Origin of the sequence: Flavobacterium panacagri, from assembly GCF_030378165.1 — a bacterium.
Taxonomy (GTDB): Bacteria; Bacteroidota; Bacteroidia; order Flavobacteriales; family Flavobacteriaceae; genus Flavobacterium; species Flavobacterium panacagri.
In genome coordinates, this window is sequence record NZ_CP119766.1 from 3,505,091 (window position 1) to 3,526,571 (window position 21,481).

At 34.8% G+C, this 21,481-nt stretch carries 16 protein-coding genes; 10 read left to right on the forward strand and 6 right to left on the reverse strand.

Annotated features, from left to right (window positions below):
- Nucleotides 1-24: 24 nt before the first annotated feature.
- Nucleotides 25-417, forward strand: coding sequence for a hypothetical protein (locus P2W65_RS15465; RefSeq protein WP_289658819.1), 393 nt, complete (start codon nucleotides 25-27; stop codon nucleotides 415-417).
- 75 nt (nucleotides 418-492) lie between these two features.
- On the opposite strand, the gene P2W65_RS15470 is transcribed toward P2W65_RS15465, so the two are convergent.
- From P2W65_RS15470 to P2W65_RS15490, 5 genes are all read right to left on the reverse strand, one after another.
- Nucleotides 493-927, reverse strand: a complete 435-nt coding sequence (locus tag P2W65_RS15470; protein WP_289658820.1) for a DoxX family membrane protein — start codon at nucleotides 925-927, stop codon at nucleotides 493-495.
- Nucleotides 928-1,108: 181 nt separating this feature from the next.
- Nucleotides 1,109-2,158 (reverse strand): alpha/beta hydrolase, encoded by a 1,050-nt coding sequence (locus P2W65_RS15475; RefSeq protein WP_289658822.1) that lies wholly within the window; start codon nucleotides 2,156-2,158, stop codon nucleotides 1,109-1,111.
- A gap of 32 nt (nucleotides 2,159-2,190) precedes the next feature.
- Nucleotides 2,191-2,604, reverse strand: coding sequence for an OsmC family protein (locus P2W65_RS15480; protein WP_289658824.1), 414 nt, complete (start codon nucleotides 2,602-2,604; stop codon nucleotides 2,191-2,193).
- A gap of 77 nt (nucleotides 2,605-2,681) precedes the next feature.
- On the reverse strand, nucleotides 2,682-3,554 hold the full coding sequence (locus tag P2W65_RS15485; RefSeq protein WP_289658826.1) for a helix-turn-helix domain-containing protein: 873 nt from the start codon (nucleotides 3,552-3,554) through the stop codon (nucleotides 2,682-2,684).
- Between the two features lie 51 nt (nucleotides 3,555-3,605).
- Complete coding sequence (locus P2W65_RS15490) at nucleotides 3,606-4,166, reverse strand: GNAT family N-acetyltransferase (RefSeq protein WP_289658828.1); 561 nt, start codon at nucleotides 4,164-4,166, stop codon at nucleotides 3,606-3,608.
- Between the two features lie 545 nt (nucleotides 4,167-4,711).
- Between P2W65_RS15490 and P2W65_RS15495 the strand changes: the two genes are divergently transcribed.
- The 5 genes from P2W65_RS15495 (at nucleotide 4,712) to P2W65_RS15515 (ending at nucleotide 9,469) form a co-directional block, all read left to right on the forward strand.
- Nucleotides 4,712-5,725 (forward strand): zinc-binding alcohol dehydrogenase family protein, encoded by a 1,014-nt coding sequence (locus P2W65_RS15495; RefSeq protein ID WP_289658830.1) that lies wholly within the window; start codon nucleotides 4,712-4,714, stop codon nucleotides 5,723-5,725.
- Between the two features lie 150 nt (nucleotides 5,726-5,875).
- The gene (locus P2W65_RS15500) at nucleotides 5,876-6,262 is read left to right on the forward strand and encodes a DoxX family protein (RefSeq protein ID WP_289658832.1); all 387 of its coding nucleotides are present in this window, start codon (nucleotides 5,876-5,878) and stop codon (nucleotides 6,260-6,262) included.
- A 311-nt stretch (nucleotides 6,263-6,573) separates the two neighbouring features.
- Nucleotides 6,574-7,311, forward strand: coding sequence for a CPBP family intramembrane glutamic endopeptidase (locus P2W65_RS15505; RefSeq protein ID WP_289658834.1), 738 nt, complete (start codon nucleotides 6,574-6,576; stop codon nucleotides 7,309-7,311).
- Nucleotides 7,312-7,592: 281 nt separating this feature from the next.
- Nucleotides 7,593-8,762, forward strand: coding sequence for a sensor histidine kinase (locus P2W65_RS15510; protein ID WP_289658836.1), 1,170 nt, complete (start codon nucleotides 7,593-7,595; stop codon nucleotides 8,760-8,762).
- Entirely contained in the window at nucleotides 8,762-9,469 is a 708-nt protein-coding gene (locus P2W65_RS15515; RefSeq protein WP_289658838.1) for a LytR/AlgR family response regulator transcription factor, read from the forward strand. Before P2W65_RS15510 ends, P2W65_RS15515 begins: the two co-directional genes overlap by 1 nt.
- 381 nt (nucleotides 9,470-9,850) lie before the next feature.
- Here the strand turns inward: P2W65_RS15515 and P2W65_RS15520 are convergent, their stop codons facing one another.
- Complete coding sequence (locus tag P2W65_RS15520) at nucleotides 9,851-13,777, reverse strand: hybrid sensor histidine kinase/response regulator transcription factor (protein WP_289658840.1); 3,927 nt, start codon at nucleotides 13,775-13,777, stop codon at nucleotides 9,851-9,853.
- A 390-nt stretch (nucleotides 13,778-14,167) separates the two neighbouring features.
- On the opposite strand from P2W65_RS15520, the gene P2W65_RS15525 reads away from it, so the two are divergent.
- From P2W65_RS15525 to P2W65_RS15540, 4 genes are all read left to right on the forward strand, one after another.
- Nucleotides 14,168-17,197, forward strand: a complete 3,030-nt coding sequence (locus P2W65_RS15525; RefSeq protein WP_289658842.1) for a SusC/RagA family TonB-linked outer membrane protein — start codon at nucleotides 14,168-14,170, stop codon at nucleotides 17,195-17,197.
- A gap of 16 nt (nucleotides 17,198-17,213) precedes the next feature.
- Nucleotides 17,214-18,737, forward strand: coding sequence for a RagB/SusD family nutrient uptake outer membrane protein (locus P2W65_RS15530; protein WP_289658843.1), 1,524 nt, complete (start codon nucleotides 17,214-17,216; stop codon nucleotides 18,735-18,737).
- Between the two features lie 85 nt (nucleotides 18,738-18,822).
- Complete coding sequence (locus P2W65_RS15535) at nucleotides 18,823-19,998, forward strand: glycoside hydrolase 5 family protein (RefSeq protein WP_289658845.1); 1,176 nt, start codon at nucleotides 18,823-18,825, stop codon at nucleotides 19,996-19,998.
- Nucleotides 19,999-20,290: 292 nt separating this feature from the next.
- Nucleotides 20,291-21,325: a glycoside hydrolase family 43 protein gene (locus P2W65_RS15540; RefSeq protein WP_289658847.1), complete on the forward strand. Its 1,035-nt coding sequence runs from the start codon at nucleotides 20,291-20,293 to the stop codon at nucleotides 21,323-21,325.
- Nucleotides 21,326-21,481 lie beyond the last annotated feature (156 nt).

Genomic DNA, 21,481 nt, shown 5'->3' on the forward strand with positions numbered 1-21,481 from the left:
AATAATTAACAATTAAAATCAGATATGGGATTAGCAGAAAAACGTTTAGCAGAATCTATTAAAATAGAAAAACTTCCAGCTTTTGAAGCAAAATTAAAGGAAAGAGCTGGTTATGATATTAAAGTAGATATTGATTGGAATACTTTTACAGCTTATGATGAATATCCGTTGTCACGATTGGATATTATTTTTGACGATGTAGAATCATTCGTTAAAAAAATCTGTTCTGATGATATGGGGAAAGAAGCACTGCAGGATAAAATGAATACTATTCATTTGACCAATTCAGAAAATAATGATGATGTTAAGATGGAATTGAAAGAGGACACTTTGTTTTTAACGGTTCAATTAGTACAGTCCTCTTTTAGTTCACAAACTGATTCACAAATAGCTAATTATGTAGAGGCTCTTTTATAAAGAGTTATGGTTTTTACATTTTTTGGGGGCGGAAGAGATAGAGCAATCTATCTCTTTTTTTATTTTGGAGGCGAATTATATTCTATTATCAACGGCAAAAGCTGTTTTACCAATATTAGCAAGCAAAAGTGCCGCAGCAACGCTTGTCCAAACCGAATAATCAAAAGGCGCTTTTACCGAAACAGAAACCGCCATTGCAAACCCGAAAAAGAATAATAGGAAAGCGGTTCCTAAAGCTGCTATTCTGGTTTTAAATCCAAACAATAACAACAGACTAAGTACAACTTCTAGAACTGTTGCGGCCGCACCTAAAATTTCCGCTGTGGCTTTGTTTGCGTAAGGATTTAATGTGTTGGTGTAAACTACAAAGTTCTCCCAATTTCCCCAAGCTACGCCGTTTGAGCCCGGCGCTCCCCAGATTCCAAATCGATCAGCTACGGCTGAAAGCATTGTGATGGCTAAAACTATTCTTAAAATTAAACCTGCTTCTAATATGGTTATGTTTTTCATTCTGATTATTAATTTTTATTTCAATTTTCTTCAGCAAATTTTATCTTAGTAAAGATAAAAATCGTCAAGTCATTTTTTTAATAACGACAGAATCATCGCCAAATTGTTTAAAATAAACGACAAAATGCATAAAAAAGGGATAGATGTTAATCTATCCCTTTTTCAATTTGCTTTGAAATTCTTATTTCAGTGTCGTTTTGATTACAATGCCAGCTTGTTGTACGGCTGTTTGAATAGCTGGTACATGGGCAATCGGATTTAAAAGTCCATAATCGTGGATCAAACCGTTATATCTCGTTAAGGTTACAGGAACTCCAGCTTCATTAAGCTTTCTGGCATAAGCTTCTCCTTCATCTCTTAAAACATCGTTCTCAGCAGTTTGAACTAGAGCAGGAGGTAAGCCTTTTAATTCTGTTAAACTAGCTTGTAATGGAGAAGCATATTTTTCTGTTCTTTTAGCAGTATCAGGTAAATAATTGTCCCAGAACCATTTCATCATATTTTTAGTTAAGAAACGTCCATTGGCATATAAATTATAAGATTCAGTTTCAAAATTAGCATCCGTTACAGGCCATAATAAAACTTGTAATTTAATATGAGGGCCTTTTTTATCTTTCGCCATTAAAGTAATAGCGGCAGTCATGTTACCACCCACGCTATTTCCAACAACAGCTAGGTTTTTCCCATCTACTCCAATTTCTTTTCCATTTTCAGCTACCCATTGTGTTGCAGCATAAATTTCGTTAATCGCAACTGGATATTTAGCTTCAGGTGATGGCGTATAATCAGGGAAAACTGCCACTGCGCCACTTTCTACAACCAAATCTCTTACTAATCTTCTATGAGTAGGATAATCTCCTAAAACCCATCCACCGCCGTGAATAAAGATAAATACTGGTGCATTTGCTTTTGCTCCTTTAGGTTTAGTGATATGAATTTTTACTTTTAAGCCGTTCTGAGAAATTACTTTTTCAGTTTCTTCTATACCAGAATAATCCACTTCTACTGATTTCTGAGCGCCTACTAAAACATTTCTTGCATCTGTGACAGATAATTGTTCTAATGGTTTTCCGTTACCTGAATTTAATGCATTTAAAAAGCTGCGGACTTCTGTAAAGATTTCCGGGTCATTTTGTCCTTTATATGGTCTTTCTTGTGCCATAGCTATTGTATTTAGAGTTAATAATGTAACTATAAATATACCTCTTTGTATGGATTGTATTGTTTTCATAATGTATGTTATTTGTTATAAGATTTTGATGTTTAGTTGATTAAATTTGCCTGTAAAACAATTTCGAAAGAAAAAGCCTGGCTTACCGGACACGTTTTTTCGGCGCCCTGAGCAATTTTTAAAAATTCTTCTTCTGTTATTCCCGGAACTTTAGCATTTAATACTAAAAGAGATTGAGTAATCTTTCCGTCGTTTAAAGTAATAGTTGATTGAGTGGATAATTCCTCAACTGTGAAACCTGCTGTAGTTAAGTCTAAGCTTAGTTTCATAGTGAAACAGCCAGCGTGAGCAGCTGCTAATAATTCCTCAGGATTAGTTCCGATTCCGTCTGCGAAACGGCTGTTGAAAGAATATTGAGTATTGTTTAATACGGTACTGTCTGTAGTAAGAGTTCCTTTTCCGGTTTTAATGTCACCGTTCCAAACGGCTTGTGCTTTACGTTTCATATCTTTATTGTTTTATCATATATAATTTGATAGGACAAAGATATGGCGGTAATAAGCCTCTGAAAATGGATAAAAGTCTATTCTAATTGTACATTTTTCCCTTGAAGGTATTTTTTCTTGAAATTAGACGGAGTGTCGCCAACTTTATTGGTAAAAAGTCGGTTAAAATACGCCGGATCTTCATATCCCAGCTGATAGGCAATCTCTTTTACACTTAAAGAAGAATACCCCAAAAGCCTTTTAGCTTCCAGAATAATGCGGTCTTTTATAATATCGTTAGGCTGTGTTAATTCCAAACGATTGAATTTGTTTGAAAGTGTTTTAGGAGCAACACCCAAAATATCTGCATAATCGGCAACGGTATGTTTGGTTCTGAAATGAATTTCAACCAATCGGCTGAAATCCCTGAAGAAATCCATTTCTTTAGTAGATTCTTCATTTAAAACTCCCAATTGCTGAATTTTCCAGATTCGCGTGGCTTTAATAATAAGTTGTTTCAAATACGTTCGAATCATTTCTTCCTGCGAAGAATCAGGCGAAACAAACTCTTCGTGAATCTGATTGAAAATGCCTTCAATAAACAAAACCTCTTTGTCTGGTAAAGTGGTCATGGGCATTTCGAATATATTATTGAATAACAATCCGTCGCAGGCTACTTCAGCATCATGAATCTGTACACAATAAAAATCACGATTATAGTACATAAAATAACCCTGCTTTTTTCCTTCCTTATTAATCTGCAGATATTGATTGCTGTTGATGAAAAACAGGGAAGGACTTTTGGTTTGGTATTGTTTAAAATCAATCGTAACCTGATAATCTTCCGGCAGATATAAGACCTTTATATAAGCTTTGTATTCGTCACTATTAATTTCTTCGACTGTTTTCTGGTTCAGAATCAGAAATCCCAGTTTTTTATAATTCGATTCAAATACAGTATTAAGGTTCATTGCGATTGGTTTTGGATTAAAAATACAGATTTTCTTTGGCAGAGCCGAATACTAATTGGGACTTATTTGAAGATGTTCGAGTCTTTTACCAACCAAAGTTTTTTCGCCCACAATTTTAAATCCGAGTTTCAGATAAAGATTTTTCGCCAACGGATTATCTTCTTCCACCAATAAACCTAAAGTCTGTTTGTTTTGATGGACATATTCATTAATTAGAAAAACAAGCAATTTAGAACCAATTCCTTTTCCCTGATGATTTGGGTTTACGCCCAAAGAATCGATATAAAATTCACCGGCACGTGTTTCAAATTCCGGATCAAATTCCGGATTATAATGTGCTCTAACGTATTCTATAATTGGATTTCGCAAAGCTTCTATATCAGAACCGTTGTAAACATTGACTGCACCAATGATTTCGTTGTTTTCCTCGGCCACAAAACAATTCTGATAAGAATACTGATTGCTTTCTCTTTCGATGAAATATTCCAGGAAGTCTTTCGCGGAAGCGTAATCTTTCTTAGCTAAAAATTTATAGACAATATCTTCCATTGCTAATAATAATATAGGTGCAATATATTTAGAATCGGATTTGTTGGCTTTTCTGACATTCATGTTAAGAAATTTAGATGTAACAAATTTAAAGTTTTATTTAAACACATAGAAGCTTAGCTTTCACCATTGCTGTTTTACACTCAATCTTCTCATCCTTCCTTCGTGATAAACAGTGGGGGAGACTATGTGTGAAAAAATATATTCTCCCGCAGATTCTGCAGATTTAGCAGATTAATTCTGGAAACATCTGAATAATCCGCTAAATCTGCGAGAAAAAGAATTCTATCTAAATAGTCAATATATTTTCACGTAGATTTATAAGGATTTGAGCAGATTAAAAAAGATCTATGTTTATCTGCTAAATCTGCAGAATCTGCGTGAAACAAAAAATCTTAGTCTCTTTAAAAAAAATATATTTCTCCCGCAGATTCGGCAGATATTGCAGATTTGAATTGGAAATATCTGCATAATCTACTAAATCTGCGGGAGAAAAAAACTTTAGCCCTTTGAAAAAAATATACAAATTTTGCCCCAACTTATACCAACATTAACATTCAAACAGCGACTATCTTTGTTACTATATTTTAAACTAAAAATTTAAAACAATGAAAGCAATAGGATTTAAAACCTCATTATCTATAGAAGAAAAAGACAGTTTCATGGAATTTGAAACTGCGAAACCAATACCCGGAGCACACGATTTATTGGTAAAAATCGATGCCATTTCAGTAAATCCGGTCGATTTTAAAATTCGCCAGAGCGCTGCAAAAGATACTATTTTGGAAACACCAAAAATTATCGGCTGGGATGCTGTCGGAATTGTACAGGCAGTTGGCGAAAAAGTCACTTTATTTGAAGTAGGCGATCTAGTATATTATGCCGGAGATATTACCAAGCAAGGAAGTAATGCCGAATTTCAGATTATTGATGAAAGAATTGTCGGTAGAAAGCCAAAAACACTCAGCGCTGAAGAATCAGCTGTAATTCCGTTAACCGCTTTAACGGCTTGGGAAATTCTGTTTGACCGAATCAGAATTAATGCTGACAAAGACAAAGGAAAATCAATTTTGATCATTGGAGGCGCTGGTGGAGTGGGTTCGATTGCGATTCAATTGGCTAAGAAAATGGCAGGATTAACAGTTATTGCAACTGCATCGCGTCCTGAAACTATTGATTGGTGCAAACAACAAGGAGCCGATTTTGTGGTTGATCATAAAGATTTAGTGGCATCGGTAAGAGAAGCAGGTTTTGAAAACGTTGATTTTATTCTGGATTTTGTAGACACCAATGCTTATTGGGATACCATGGTTGAATTAATTAAACCTCAAGGACATATCGCTTCGATTACAGGAAGTGCAGAACCTGTAGTTTTGAATAAACTGAAAAGCAAAAGTGTTTCTTTTTCCTGGGAATTGATGTACACCCGCTCTATGTATCAAACAGAAGACATGGTAGAACAACATAATATTCTCAATATTGTTGCTGATTTGCTGGACGATGGTATATTGAAAACAACTCTAAAAGAAACCTACAACGGACTTACAGCTGAAAATTTGAAAAAAGCACATCAGCGTTTAGAATCGGGAAAAACAATTGGTAAAATTGCCATTAAATTCTAAGAAGTTCTTTTTTAAGGACTTGCGTTTATTGATAAATATTATTTAGAATAATTTTAAATAGTATTATTTTGATGTCAACAATTTTTGTATTTTAGCCGAATTACAAGCCTAATTTGTATTTCATTTTTTAAAACCCAAAACAAAATTGTTATGATTTCAAAAAACACAGACCTTGGATTATTACTAATAAGAATCAGCGTTGGAGGTTTAATGCTTTTCCACGGAATTTCAAAAGTGCTTCACGGAATTTCTTTCCTTGTAGACAATATGGGCGCATTTGGATATGCTGTTTATATTGGTGAAGTTTTAGCACCATTAGCTATTTTAGTAGGTTTCCGTACTAGAATAGCAGCAGTTCTTCTTGCCTTTACCTGTATAGTAGCGATTGCTGTGGCACACGCTCAGGATATTTTCTCGATTAGCGAACACGGAGGATATGCTAATGAACTCTTGATGCTTTATCTTTTAGGTTCGATTGGATTATTCTTTACAGGAGCAGGAAAATATGCTGTTTCTAAAAATAATAAATGGGACTAGTTTATTCATTTTACAAATAACAAAAGCTCTAAATTTCGATTTAGAGCTTTTTTGTTTCAAGCGTGAAAAATTGTATTATAAAGATTTATATACAAAATAGAGAATCTTTGCAAACTTTAAAATAAAATGAACTACCTAAACCTTGCGTTCTTTGAGAAAATCTTTTGCGAACTTTGCGTTACAAAAAAACTAACTTCTATCGGATAAAATTACATTTTCACCGAGCAGATACTATGTTCTACCGATCACAATTTTAATTAATATACTCTAGATATACTTTTGATTCCAATTAAAACCTTAAAATCAAAAATATGTCACCATTATCACCGTTTATCTGGATCGTAGTTATTTCGCCACTTCTACTATTGGCCTATTTTAAAACAGAGAAATCAAACCTTAAATATGTAGCTTTTTTTATTCTTTATTTTTTGGCGGATATATTTTTACAACAATATGGAAAAGTAGTATTGCCACTTGATTTTATTGGTTTGAAGTTCAATTGGTCAGGAAAAATCCTGAGCTTAATTTTAGGTTTGATTGTTATTTTTTCAGTTTCCAAAGAAGAGAGAATCAAAATCGGATTTACCTCGAAAACCAATTCAAAAACACAATTAAAGTTTGGATTGCTGTTTTTTCTGGGATTCACTTTATTTGATTTCGTTTTTAAAATGATCTTATTTCCAAAAGGCGGAACATTCGATTTAGAAACTTTTCTTTTTCAGGCGACAATGCCGGGCTTAACAGAAGAAATTGCTTTTAGAGGGATTTCTTTATGGCTTTTAAATAAAGCTTTTGCGCCAAAATGGAAGTATCGCGGAATAGAATTTGGCTGGTCGTTTGTCATTATAACCGTTTTATTTGGAGTAGGGCACGGAATGGTTTTAGATCAGGATTTGCATTTAAAGTTTGATATTATAACCATAGTATATTTAACGCTGATTTCGTCTTTAAGCGTTGGTGTTTTAAGATGTTTTTCAGGGAATCTGATTTATTCTATTTTAGGACATAATACGATAAATTTGATAAATGCTTTAATTAGAATTTTATAATTTTTTGTGTGGATTATTTTTAAACACATAGAAACATAGTCATTTGTTTGTCTAAAAAAGAATAGAGAAAGAAACTAGTTTCTCACACATAGATGCACTTAAAGATAATGAAGCTTTGTCAAAGTTTAAAACTTTGACAAAGCTCTGTACGCAATACTATGTGTATTTTAAACAAGTGAAACGCCTTTAACCTAAAAGAAAAACTATGTTTCTATGTGTTTAATATTATACCAACAAGAAAAAAATAAATTATATTTGAAACTGCTTTACAACTGTATTACATGCCAAATACCACAACTGCTTCGGGCTATTTTTTAGATAAAATAGCGTCCTTAAACTTTGATCTGTTTTTTACCAAAAGAAATCGAATTTTACTACATGTTTTAATGTGGCTTGGATTTTCTGTTTTACTGTTTTTGAGCTATGTAATCGGTTATCATTTGGTTTATTCTGATGCCGTTCCGCTTACAATCAGAATGACTTTGGTTAATATCATTGTCTTTTATATGTTGTTTTATCTGTTGCTTCCAAAGATTTTTTCGGGAAGCAAAACCAAAATTATAGTGCTTTTAATCTTGGTTTTTCCGATTTCGATCTTTCTTTGGATGGCTTCAACGTACTTTATTTCCCTTTTGTATTATGCTTTAGGTCTTGAAGTTGATTTTGGAGAATTAAAAGGCGTAATCAAAATGAGTGCAGAACAGACTTTTTTGGAAGCTGTTTCCTTAAAAAGAATGCTTTCGCAGACGATCATTATTATCTCATTGCTTTCTCCTTTTTGCTTTGCTAAAATTCTGGTTGAAATTGTAAAACTCTACCACAAGAAATTTCAGGTAGAGAAAGAGAAAATGGCATTGGAAATTCAGAACATTCAAATGGAAAAGGATTTTCTGAAAGCGCAATTAAATCCGCATTTTTTATTTAATACTTTGAATAATTTATACGGATTAACGGTTAGGAAAGACAATCTAGCGCCAGAAATTATCCTGAATCTTTCGGATATTATGAGTTATACTTTGTATGAATCAAATACTGAAATCGTTCGCCTAGAGAAAGAACTGGATTTTATCCAAAATTATATCGCTTTAGAAAAGATGCGTTATGCTGATGAAGCCAATATTCAGGTTAATATTGAAGGAGAAAACCAAACAGCTGGACTTTTTATTGCGCCGTTACTGACTTTTACTTTCATTGAAAATGCTTTTAAATACGGATTAAAAAGCACTCAAAATGCCTTTGTAAAACTGGATATTAAGATTGAAAACAGCACGTTTTGGTTCAGTTTAGAAAATGATGTTGATGAAAGTTTTACAACGGATAATTTCGGCGGAATAGGAGTAGAAAACGCCCGTAAACGTCTGGAATTATTGTATCCGAATCAATACGAATTGGAAATTGAAAATCAAAAATCTTCCTTTAAAGTCGATTTAAAAATAGTTTTAAGAAAGTAATGGAAAAGTTGAAATGCATTGTCGTAGATGACGAACCGATTGCTAGAGATATCATAGAATCTTTTATCAGCGAAATTCCTTTTCTGCAATTGGAAGCTTCATTTGGAGAACCTTCAAAAGCTTTAATGCACCTGCAGGAAAATACAATTGATATTGTGTTCAGTGATATCGAAATGCCCAAATTTACAGGTTTAGAACTGGCACAAGCGCTTACAAATCCTCCTGTCATTATTTTTATAACCGCGCACCGCAATTTTGCTTTGGACGGATTTGAAACCGGTGCTTCAGATTATCTGGTAAAACCCGTTCGTTTCGATCGTTTTTTAAAAGCGGTAAATCGCGCCAAAGAATACCTTTCATTAAAGAAAACAGCTTCTGTACATCAAATCAATTCAGATCGCATTTTTATTAAATCGGAAGGAAAACTGATTAAGATTTTATTGAATGAAATCCTTTATGTAGAAGCGCAGGACGATTATTTGAAATTTGTCATTAACGGCGGATCTTACATGACTTTAGGGACTCTAAAAGCAATGGAAGAAGTTTTGAAACTCCCGATGTTCTTTCGCGTCCAGCGTTCTTTTATCCTAAATCTTGAATCGGTTAGAAGCTTAAATGGAAATAGAATCGAATTGATTGATGGAAAGAACATTTCTGTGGCTTTGAATAAAAAGGAGGAATTGTATTTGTTGTTAGGGATTAGATAATTTTTTTTAACCGCAATCCCGATAACTATCGGGGGCAAAGGATTTTCGCAAAGAAACGCAAGGTTTAGTTATTACATTTTATTTTAAGTTCGAAGAGAGATAACTAAAAGCTCCAATTTTCAAACATAGACCGCGGTTTCAACCGCGGGGACGTCCAGATATGCATTGTGTTATATACATTGTGTTCCTGCGGTTGAAACCGCAGGCTATATTTTAAAAACATTCTGTACTTAGTTTTTTATAACTCTTTACTATTCCTTAAAGTTTGTCATTGCAAGAAACTCAACAAAAATTGGCAATTAAACTATTGCTATGTGTTTTGATGTAAATGAAATGCCTTTTTGCGTTAGTAATATCTATGTTTCTATGTGTTTAAAATAATTAACGATTCGTCTGAATATAATCCGATGGCGACATATTGAAATGTTTTTGGAAATTTCGCCCAAAGCTCGTTTGTGATTTGTAACCTACCATTTCTGCGATTTCGTACATTTTATAATTTTCATTCAATAATAATTCCGCGGCGCGTTTTAAGCGAACAATATTAATCAGTTCGTTTGGACTTAAATTCGTAATATCCTTAATTTTTCGGTATAAAGTCGAACGGCTCATATTCATGATTTCGGCAAGCGATTCTACACTTAAATCCTGATCGGTGATGTTTTTCAGGATTTCATCGTCGAGTTTTTTTAGGAATTTTTCATCCGTTTTATTGTGTGCGATGCTTTTAATGTGCGAAAGGGGAGAACTCGCATAATAATTCATAATCTGTCTTCGGTTTTCGATTAGATTATTGGCCTGCACTTTTAAGTAATCCATAGAAAATGGTTTCGCGATATAAGCATCGGCGCCCACTTCAAGTCCGTCAATTTGTGATTTGAGCGAGTTTTTCGCAGTTAATAAAATAACGGGAATATGACTCGTTTCCAGATTGGTTTTAATGGTTTTGCACATCGTAATTCCGTCCATAATTGGCATGGAAACATCGGAAATTACGAGTTGGATGTTTTCGTTATGAATGATTTTCAGTGCTTCTTCGCCGTTTTCAGCCTTTAAAATAGCGTAAGTTCCAGCCAATTCAGTAGTAATAAAACTCAAAAGATCTTCATTATCTTCTACAACTAAAATCTGTGCTTTTTCGTTTTTGACTTCAACAGTCTCTTTTGGGATTTCGGTTTCTTCTTCCTCTTTTTTAGAATCGGCATAAAGCATAAATTCCTGTTCCTGATGTAAGGGAACGGTCAATTCAAAAATGTTATAATTTAAATCTTCAACTAATTTCAAATTTCCGTTATGCAATTGTGCCAGCGAATGCGCTAGCGAAAGCCCAATTCCAGTTCCCGAAGCTGTACTGCTGTCATCCACTCTAAAGAAAGGCTCGAAAATTTTATCTTTTAAATGAATCGGAATCACATTTCCGTCATTTTTTACAATTAGAGTCAGTTTCTTTTCATCTCGAAACAAAGAAATGATGACTTTTTCGTTTGAGTATTTGATAGCATTATTGATGAGATTGCTCAAAATCTTTTTGAAAGCTTCTTTGTCTACAAAAGCAAAAATATCTTTTTCGCCCAATTCCAATTCAAACTGAAGTCCCCGTTCTTCAATTAACTGACTGAATCTTAGATGAAAATTTCGAACCATCGACGAAATATTCGCTTCTACAAAAGTCAGTTTCAAACCGCCAATTTCCGATTTTCTAAAATCCAATAATTCGTTAACCAATTTCAATAAACGGGAAGTGTTTTTCTTCATGATCGAAAGATGCTGGGGTACTTCTTTCGATTCGTATTCCATGCCTAAAAGTTTCTCCAAAGGCCCTTTTATCAAAGTCAAAGGTGTTCTGATTTCGTGCGCTACATTCGTAAAAAAATCAATTTTAGCCTGATAGATTTCTTTTTCTTTTTCGTCATTCAAATGCTTGATTTTGCGGTTATTCTTAATCTGAGTCAGGTTTTGAGAATAACGAATGATGTAGTAGAATCCAGCGCAGATTAATATGAAATAAAGAATATAAGCCAAAGTACTCGCATAAAACGGTGGCAGAATCGTGATTTTCAGTTTCACTTCCTTACTCCAAACGCCAAAACTATTTAAGGATTTCACTTTAAAAACATAATCGCCCGGAGCCAGTTCAGTAAAGAAAACTTTATTGTTCCTGCCCAGATAAACCCAGTCGTTATTGACATTTTCCAATTGAAACCAATATTCGGTCAATTCTGGCGCGGTATAGTTTAAAGAAGCAAATTCGAGATTAAATGAAGACTGACTGTTGTTGAGTTCCAATTCGTTCAGAAACGAAATTGATTGCGAAATAGGCGAGTCGGGACTGTTTACTTCAATATCCTTATTATTAATCTGAAGATTGGTGATATAAATAAAAGGAGTGTATTTGTTCTTTGTAAAATGCTTCGGATTAAAACTGATCATTCCGTTGAGGTTTCCAAAATACATATCACCATTTGCATCTTTAAAAGCCGAATTGTAATTGAACTGATCGCTCAATAAGCCATTTGCAGTGGTAAAAATCTTGATGGTTTTATGATCCGGGCCAAATTTCACCAAACCTTTAGAAGTCGTCAGCCATAAATTTTTAGCATCGTCTTCTAAAATGGAATAGAAAACGTTGCTTGGCATTCCGTTTTTGGTCGTAAACTTGGTAAAAGTGTGTTTTTTACGATCCACCAGATTTAAACCGTTTTCAGTCGCAATCCATAAATTTTTGGAACTGTCTTCAAAAATAGCATTCATGGTATTGTTGCTAATTCCGTTTGGGTTTTTATAATCATATGTAAAAACCTCTTTCTTTTTGGTTTTTGGATTATAAAACAACAAACCGTCGCGATAACTTCCCGCCCAAAGATTACCATCGCTGTCTTCTTTAAAATTGGTATAATGAAAAGTCTCCGGAAAGAATTTCAGGATTTCAAAATTATCAGCCTGTTCATTATAACGGTAAAGTCCAGATGTAGTCACGACAATCAGATCGTTATTTTTCATTTCATAAAAAGAAAAAATAAAGTTGCTGTGCAGCCCGCTTCCATCATTAGCACTATAATGTTTTAAAACCTTGCCGGAATTTCGATCCAAAACATCTAGGCCATGCTCAAAAGTTCCGACCCAGATTTTATCTTTTCTGGGCATTAAAGCATGAATATTATAATAAGAAACAGGGTAAGACGTAAATTTTTGTGTTTTTGGATTAAAACGATTTACGCCCGCATCTTCCGTTCCAATCCACAAATCGCCGTGATCATCTTTGTGAATTTCTCTGACAGCGCTTCCGCTAATAGAATTCTGGCCTTCCTGCGGAAAGTATTTTTTAAACTGGGTATATTGTTTTTGATGGTAATTGACACCGCCAAAATAAGTTCCAATCCAGACACCATTTTCCTTATCAATTAAAATAGAGTAGGCCGCATTATCTGAAATTGCGTACGGATCATTATAATTCTTTTTAAGATTAATAACAGTTTTTGTCTTTAGATTATAAACATAAACACCGGATTCGCTGGCAATCCAAAGTTCATCGTTTCCTCTTTTTTTGAACTGACGTACAAAAACGGGTTCTTTAATGTCAGATTTAAGTTCGTTTGTCGTTTTGTTTTTTCTATTGTAAATCAGAATTCCGTCGTCTTGTGTTCCAATTACGATGTTTTCGGGATCAACAGCATAAATTACCGTAATTCTGAAATTAGCTTTATTCGCTGGCGGATTTAAGGTAATATTTTCAAAAGAATGATTTTCTTCTGAATAATGATAAATCTTATTTAAAGAAGAAGCCCAGATTTCTCCTTTATAATCTCTTGTTATAGAAGTAGAAACAAAATATTTATTCGGATTAAAAGTGGTCGTTTCTTTTTTATTTGGTGCATACTTATACAAAATGTTGCCAGAAATGAACCAAATGTTGCCTTTTAGGTCGTGATTGATGTCATTGATACGATCATTGATGGCTTCATTTAAAATGGAAAAATGATCTTGTTTTTTATCATAATGGTACAAACCTTTATCTGTTCCGACCCAAATCGTACCATTATTTTCATGAAGTGACTGAATATAATTGCTTCCAAGACTATGGATCGGGTCGCCATTGCTTCTATAGGTCTTAAAACGATAACCATCAAAGCGGTTCAAGCCATCTTTTGTCCCAAACCACATAAAACCGTCATTGTCTTGTAATGAGGTTAATACCGTATTATTAGAAAGTCCTTCTTCAACCTGAAAATGTTTAAAATAATATTCCTGAGCATTTGAAAAATGTATCGAAAAAATGCTGAAAAGTAAAAAAAGAAAGAATTTACGCATAAGCTGTTTTTTAAGGCTGAAATCAATGTTTCTGCAAATCGTCTCAATATTCTACAAAATGTTGCAAGGCTTGTTAATATTGACCTTTTTTGTACAATTTGAATCATTTGCGAGAGATATTGACACAAATGAAGCATTTTATTTTGAATAAAAAGCGCCTAATTTGAATTTTCAAATAAATGATATTGATAAAATTTTAAGGTTAAAAATATACTATCAATAAAATAAACTTTGAAAAATCGAACCATTAACAATTTTGAAACAAAATGAACAATTTAGTACTAGAAAAGAATATTGATTCTTTACTTGTTCGATTTCCGGACGATTAAAAACGCAATATTTCCAACCAAACCACAAAAAGAAATGAAACTATCTAAAATGCAAAAATCAATGAAAACAAAGCTCACTCACTTTTTAACGAAGAGATATTACCTCTTAGTTTTCTTTAGTTTATTACTGCAGTCCGCTTTTGCCCAACAGATCACGGTTACGGGAAAAGTCACAGCCGCTTCGGGAGAAGCAATTCCTTTTGCGAATGTTTTAATAAAAGGAACACAAAATGGTGCCGCTACAGATTTTGACGGAAGCTTCAAAATTGCAGTCGGCGGGAATCAAACATTAGTTTTCAGCTCACAAGGCTACAAAACGACAGAAATTGCAGTTAACAATAGAACTTCAATCAATATTGCTTTAGAAGAAGATGCCATGAAACTCAACGAAATTGTTGTGGTAGGTTATGGATCGCAGCAAAAGAAAGACCTTACCGGAGCTGTTTCTTTAGTGAAACCAGAAGAAATTCAAAAACGTCAAGTTACTACAGTGGCAGACGGATTGCAAGGTCTAGTTACGGGAGTTAAAGTTCGCGGTGGCGGACGTCCTGGGCAGGAAGCGAATGTAGAGATTCGTGGTCTTAAAAATCTTCAAAATACAAATCCTTTGTATGTAATTGATGGTTTAGTAACCACAGGGAATAGAGATTTTAACCCAAATGATATCGAAAGTATTCAGGTTTTAAAAGATGCTTCGGCAGCCGCTATCTACGGTTCAAGAGCGGCAAATGGAGTAATCATTATTACTACTAAAAAAGGAAAAAAAGGCCCGTTGCAAGTTGAAGTTTCGGCAAAAAGCAGTTTTCAAATCATGCCACGCTACAATTTGATGGGAACTGAAGAATTTGCCAAATGGAATAATATGGCCTATGATAATGCTAAAGCAGATAGTGGCGGAAATACTATATACGATAGGCAAAATCTTAACATGGCAGTAAATACGGATTGGCAGGATGCTACATTCAGAACTGGAATGATTCAGGACTATAATGCTAGTTTTTCTGGAGGAAACGAAAATTCTACGTTTTTTATGTCCGCAAATTATTTTGGAAATGAAGGAACGGTTATTGGAACTGATTTTGATAGAATTTCATTCCGCGTCAACTCAAGTGGTACAAAAGGAATTTTCAGTATTGGAGAAAACTTGGCTATCAGTAATTCTAAAACAGATGAAATGTCTGGGAATCCAATTATTGATGTGTATAGAATGACACCAACAATTCCGCTTTATGATGCTTCAAATCCAGGAGGATATGGGTACGGAAAACAAGGCGTTGCAGATACTTTTGGTACAAACCCTCTAGCAATTGCTGATTTCGCGAATACTACAAATGAAAATTTCAGAATTAGAGGAAACATCTGGTCTGAATTAAAATTTGCTCCTTGGCTGAAATATCGCTTCAACTTTGGCTACGAAACCAGTTTTGACTCTTATAAATTCATGAGAAAAGTAGGAAACTGGACTTTAAACCAACCGGTAGATCCATCTCAGACAGATCAAAACAAAGGAAGATCCCAGACTACGTTGTTCGAAAATACTTTGACTTTTAAAAAAGAATTTGGTAAACATGATCTAACGGTTTTGGTGGGTCAGACTTTTCAAAAAGACAAATACGATCAGATTTATGGAACAAAGAGAAATCTGCCAATGAATTCGGGTACTGGACAGTATTATGAAGTTTTAAATCAGGGAGATTCGCCGGTAGTTGGTGGTTTTATTAATGAAGCAGCACTTGCATCATATCTGGGAAGAATTGAATACAATTATGACAATCGTTATTTATTGAATGCTGTTTTAAGACGTGATGGATCATCAAGGTTCAGTGATGAAAACAAATGGGGTAATTTTCCTTCTGTTTCTGCAGGATGGAGAGTAAGCAATGAATCTTTCTTTAAATCTGAATTTATTAAAGATTTGAAGTTACGAGCGAGTTATGGAGAATTAGGTTCTGGTAATATTGGCTACTACGAATACAAAAGCTTTGTGAATAATTTTGGAGCCATTGTGTTAGGTAATGATCAGAATTTGTTTTCTTCTGCTGCTCAGGTCAAATTGTCGAATTCACAATTGCGTTGGGAAAAATTAAAGCAAACCAATTTCGGATTAGATTTAGCGGTTTTAAATAATGATTTACGTTTTACGGCAGATTATTTTATTGCCCGTACACAAGATGTATTGTTTGGTTTCCCGATTTTATTGACTACTGGAAATGATGGCGGAAATCCAATTTCAAATGCTGCAACTGTAGAAAATAAAGGTCTTGAATTGGAATTGGCTTATAACAAAAAAATCAACGAATTCTCTTTTAATGCTTCTATCAACTTTACAAAAGTAAATAACAAGCTGGTTTCGTTAGGAAATGGTCAAAATGAAAACATTTCTGGAAACACCATCACAAGAGCAGGTAATCCAGTTGGAATGTGGTATGTGCTGCAGACCGATGGATTGTTTCAAAACCAACAGGAAATTGACAACTACAAAAATGCAAATGGTCAGGTAATTATGCCAAATGCTGTTCCTGGAGACATTCGTTTTAAAGATGTTAATGGAGACGGACAAATTACCAGTACAGATAAAGCTATTGTGGGAAGTCCTTGGCCGGAATTTGAAATGGGTTTAAATGCAGGAGCAGAATACAAAGGTTTTGACTTTTCGATGAACTGGATTGCTTCTCACGGAGCAACTGTTTATAATGGATTTAGAAGTGTTGTCGATAGATTTGATGACAACAGTAACTACAGAGCTGGTATTCAGCCTTGGACACCAGAAAATCCTAATACCGATTTTCCTAGAGTAACAAAAGGGTCTACTTTGAATTCAAGAGGAGACAGTGATCGTTTCTTAGAAAATGGAGATTTTATCAGATTGAAATATATTGGATTTGGATATAATCTGCCTCAAAGTGTTTTAAAGAATTCAGGTATTTCAAGAGCGAGATTGACATTATCAGCGCAAAACATTCTTACCATCACAAAATATAAAGGTTTAGATCCTGAATTTACAAATAGTAATATTTTCGAAAGAGGTGTAGATAATGGCGCTTTCCCAAATCTTAAAACGTATTCACTTGGTGTTGATTTTAGCTTTTAATTAAAAAAATAGCATAATGAAAAAAATAATTATACTAACCGCAGCTTTTCTAGGTCTTGTTTTTACTGCTTGTGAAAACGAACTAGACCTGAACAGCCCTAATGATATAACAGTTGACCAATATTGGAAAACTGAAAGTGATGCACAAGCTGGTGTAAACTCTATTTATGCCATGTTTTACAAAGATGGTCTTTGGGCAAGATGGATGTATTTCCGTTTAGATTTGACTTCTGATGAAGGTTATAGTGTGAGTCCGTGGACGGAATTGGCAGATTGGACGAGGTTCAATTACATCAATTATAATTTTTGGGAAGGAAATGCGGTAACATGGAGAGACAGCTATAAAGCGATTTTTAGATGCAACCAAGTTTTAGCGAATGTTCCAAATATCACTTTCCAAAATGAAGATGATAAAAAGAAGATTATTGCTCAGGCTAAGTTTTTCAGAGCATTGCATTACTATTATTTAGCCGTGATTTGGGAAGATGTTCCATTGGTTTTAGATCCGTCTACACCAGCAGATTTGCCACAACAAAAAAAGGTGGATGAAATCTGGGCTCAGATTGAAAAAGATTTGAATGAATCTTTTGATGATCTGCCAGCGAAATGGGGAGCAGATCAGACAGGAAGACCTGATAAAGGAGCTGCAAAAGCATTTTTAGCAAAATTATACATGCAGCAAAGAAAATGGTCTGATGCGAAAACAGCTCTTGAATATTTAATAACAGGCCCTGGAGCAAGATACAGTTTGGTGGCGAACTACAGAGATAATTTTACAGACGTAAATGAAAACAACAGTGAATCTGTTTTTGAAATCCAGTTTGGAGACCAAAGAAAAGGAGGAACTGACGAAGCACAAAATGCAGCAGTTTCCAGTAACCGTTGTCAGTTTTTTGCGCCAAGAGGAATTGGATGGTCTGATGGACAAGCTCGTTTTTGGTTAGTGAATGCTTTCAAAGAAGAAAAAAACAAAGACGGCAATTTGGATATTCGTTTGAGATGGACTTTATATTATCCTGATTTATTGGCTGATTTTGGAGACAAAACCTATAACAGAAACTGGGAATGGAATAATAATGAAGCCTGGTTCAGAAAAGGAAGCCGTGATTATTATAGAGATAATGAAGACTACTACAGCCAGGTAAACTACAGATTGGTTCGTTACGGTGATATTTTATTGCGCTATGCCGAAGTTTTAAACGAATTAGGAAGTACTGCCGAAGCTTATCAATATGTTGATCAGGTAAGAGCTCGTGTAAATATGAATCCTTTAGCAACAGCGCATCCTGAAATTGGAAACGACCATGACAAGTTCCTAGAGCGTTTGAAAATGGAAAGAGTTTTAGAATTATGTGGAGAAAGTGTTCGCTGGGAAGATCTAAAACGTTGGGGAGATTTAAATACTCAGGCTGCTGTTGATAAAATTGCGCTTCGTGATTCAGATTTTAAAAACTTCAAAGTGGGGAAAAATCACAGAATGCCAATTCCGCAAAGCGATGTAGATAATAATCCAAATCTGGAGCAAAACTCAGGATATTAAAAAATGAATTTTTGAGGGAATCAGATTCGAAAGTCTGATTCCCTTATCATACAGAACGATTGTTCAAAAAAAAAACAAAATTGTAATGAAGAAAGTAAAATTGGGTCTGACAGTATTGTTGGCAGGATTAGTATTGCTAAGCTGTAACAACAAAAAGAATACTTCTAAAGAAAGTAAAAACGAAACCGCTTCGGTTGAAACAAGAGAAATCTGGACAAAAGATCAGGCCAATAAATGGTATGCAGAACAGCCTTGGTTAGTTGGGGCAAATTATTCTCCTAGCACAGCTATAAATCAGTTAGAGATGTGGCAGTCAGATACTTTTGATCCCAAAAGAATTGATCAGGAATTAGGCTGGGCAGAAAACTTAGGCATGAACGTTATGCGTGTCTATTTGCACGATTTATTACACGAGCAAGACGCAGAAGGTTTGTACAAACGCATGGATCAGTTTCTTGAAATTGCAGATAAACACCACATTAAAACACTTTTTGTGTTGTTTGATTCCTGCTGGGATCCGTTTCCAGTTTTAGGAAAACAGCGTGCTCCAAAACCACATACGCACAACTCAGGCTGGGTACAGGCTCCGGGACAAAAAGCGCTTCAGGATAAAACACAATATCCTCGTTTAGAAAAATATGTAAAAGAAACTGTAGCTCATTTTAAAGATGATAAAAGAATCTTAGGTTGGGATGTTTGGAACGAGCCGGATAATATGACAGGCCCTTCGTATGAAAAAGTAGAAATCAAAAACAAAGTCGATTTGATTCTGCCACTTTTAAAAGATGTTTTTGCTTGGGCGAGAGAAAGCAATCCATCACAGCCATTAACTTCAGGAGTTTGGGTTGGAGACTGGAGCGACGAAGCGAAAATGAAACCAATGCACAAAATGCAGATTGAGCAGTCGGATATTGTTTCTTTCCACAATTATGATAAACCAGCAGATTTTGAAAGAGTGGTAAAACAATTACAGCGCTACGGAAAACCATTGATTTGTACAGAATACATGGCAAGACCAAACGGAAGTACTTTCGAAGGATTTTTACCTCTTGCCAGAAAATACAATGTTGGTATGATCAACTGGGGATTTGTTGATGGAAAAACACAAACCAAATACGCTTGGGACAGTTGGACAAAAACATACACTGCTGAGCCAAAACTATGGTTTCATGATATATTACACACAGACGGAACGCCATATATCAAAGCCGAAACCGATTTGATTAAAAAGATGACGACAGAAGCGAATAAGGTTAATTAGATAATTAGATAATTGTTTTTGGCAACAGATTAAAAGATTTTTAAACACATAGGAACATAGCTTTACTTTATGTAAAAAGGCATTTCACTTATTTCAATGCACATAGCTATGTGTGAAAGCTAGCTTTTTCTATAATCTCGACGAAGAGCATTCGGAAATCTATGTTTCTATGTGTTTAATTTCATCAACAGATTTCATCATTTTAATCCTTTAATCTGTGGCAAAAAAAAACAATCAGCGGAAACCCGTTTCATCAGTTTAATCCGTGGGCAATAAACTAAAATGAACAGCAATGAAAACACACACAATAAAACAATTCTTTTTTCTAGCGGTGATTTTTGCCAGCTTTTCAACGAAAGCACAACAGCCAGACCCGCCGGGACAGGTAAAAGGAAATGAAAAGCCAAAAAATGAAGCCTATCTGTTTGCGCACATGACGCATAACGATTACGGAAGATTGTATTATTCCGTAAGTTTGGATGGATTACATTGGGAAAATCTAAATAATGGGAAACGCGTTTTTGAAGAATACAAAGGCCATCCTGACATCTGCAAAGGCGCAGATGGTAAGTATTACATCGCAGGAAATACAGGAGACGATGCCAAAAGCATTAATATCTGGATTTCGGATGATTTGATTACCTGGAAAAAACATTCCGATTATACGCCCGATTTAAAAAGTACACCGGATTATTCAAACGCTTTACAGCGAATTGGTGCTCCAAAATTATATTACGACAAAGATTCGCAAAAGTTTATCATGACCTGGCACACGCCACATTTGGAAGGAACAAAAGAAGATGGCGAGCGTTATTGGGCAAGTCAGCGCACTTTGTATGTTTTGTCTAAAGATTTGAAAACTTTCGAGGGAACGCCAAAACGTTTATTCGATTGGGATATGGGAACTATTGATGTTTTTATTCGTAAAGTCGGCGATTCCTACTACGCCGTGATTAAAGACGAAACGTATCCAACTTTGTATTGGACAACCGGAAAAACGATCCGAATTGCCAAATCAAAAAATCTTTTAGGCCCTTATTCTTTGCCCCAGCAATCTATCAGTCCAAACTTTAGAGAAGCGCCAATGCTGATTCCTTCTCCAGATGATAAAATATGGTATATGTATTACGAACAATACCCAGGAGTTTCATATGGATTATCTATCACTGATAACCTAAACGGACCTTGGTTTCAAGCCTCGGGCTACACTTTTTTCTCGGATTGGGATAAATACAGTCTCCCAGAAAAAGTACGCCACGGCTGCATGATTACAATCTCTAAAAAAGAATACGACAGTTTGGTCAAGAAATTCGGGAAGAAGAATTAAGATGGGAGTATTAAGGATTAAGGGATATGCTAAAAGTAAGTGAGGACTACTTAGAAAAAATCTTAATACTTAATACAATCTTGATACTCTCCAAAAATATGGTTAGTTAAGTTAGTTTAGTTCAGTAATTACCAGGCTTATGTGGAGATAAGTCTG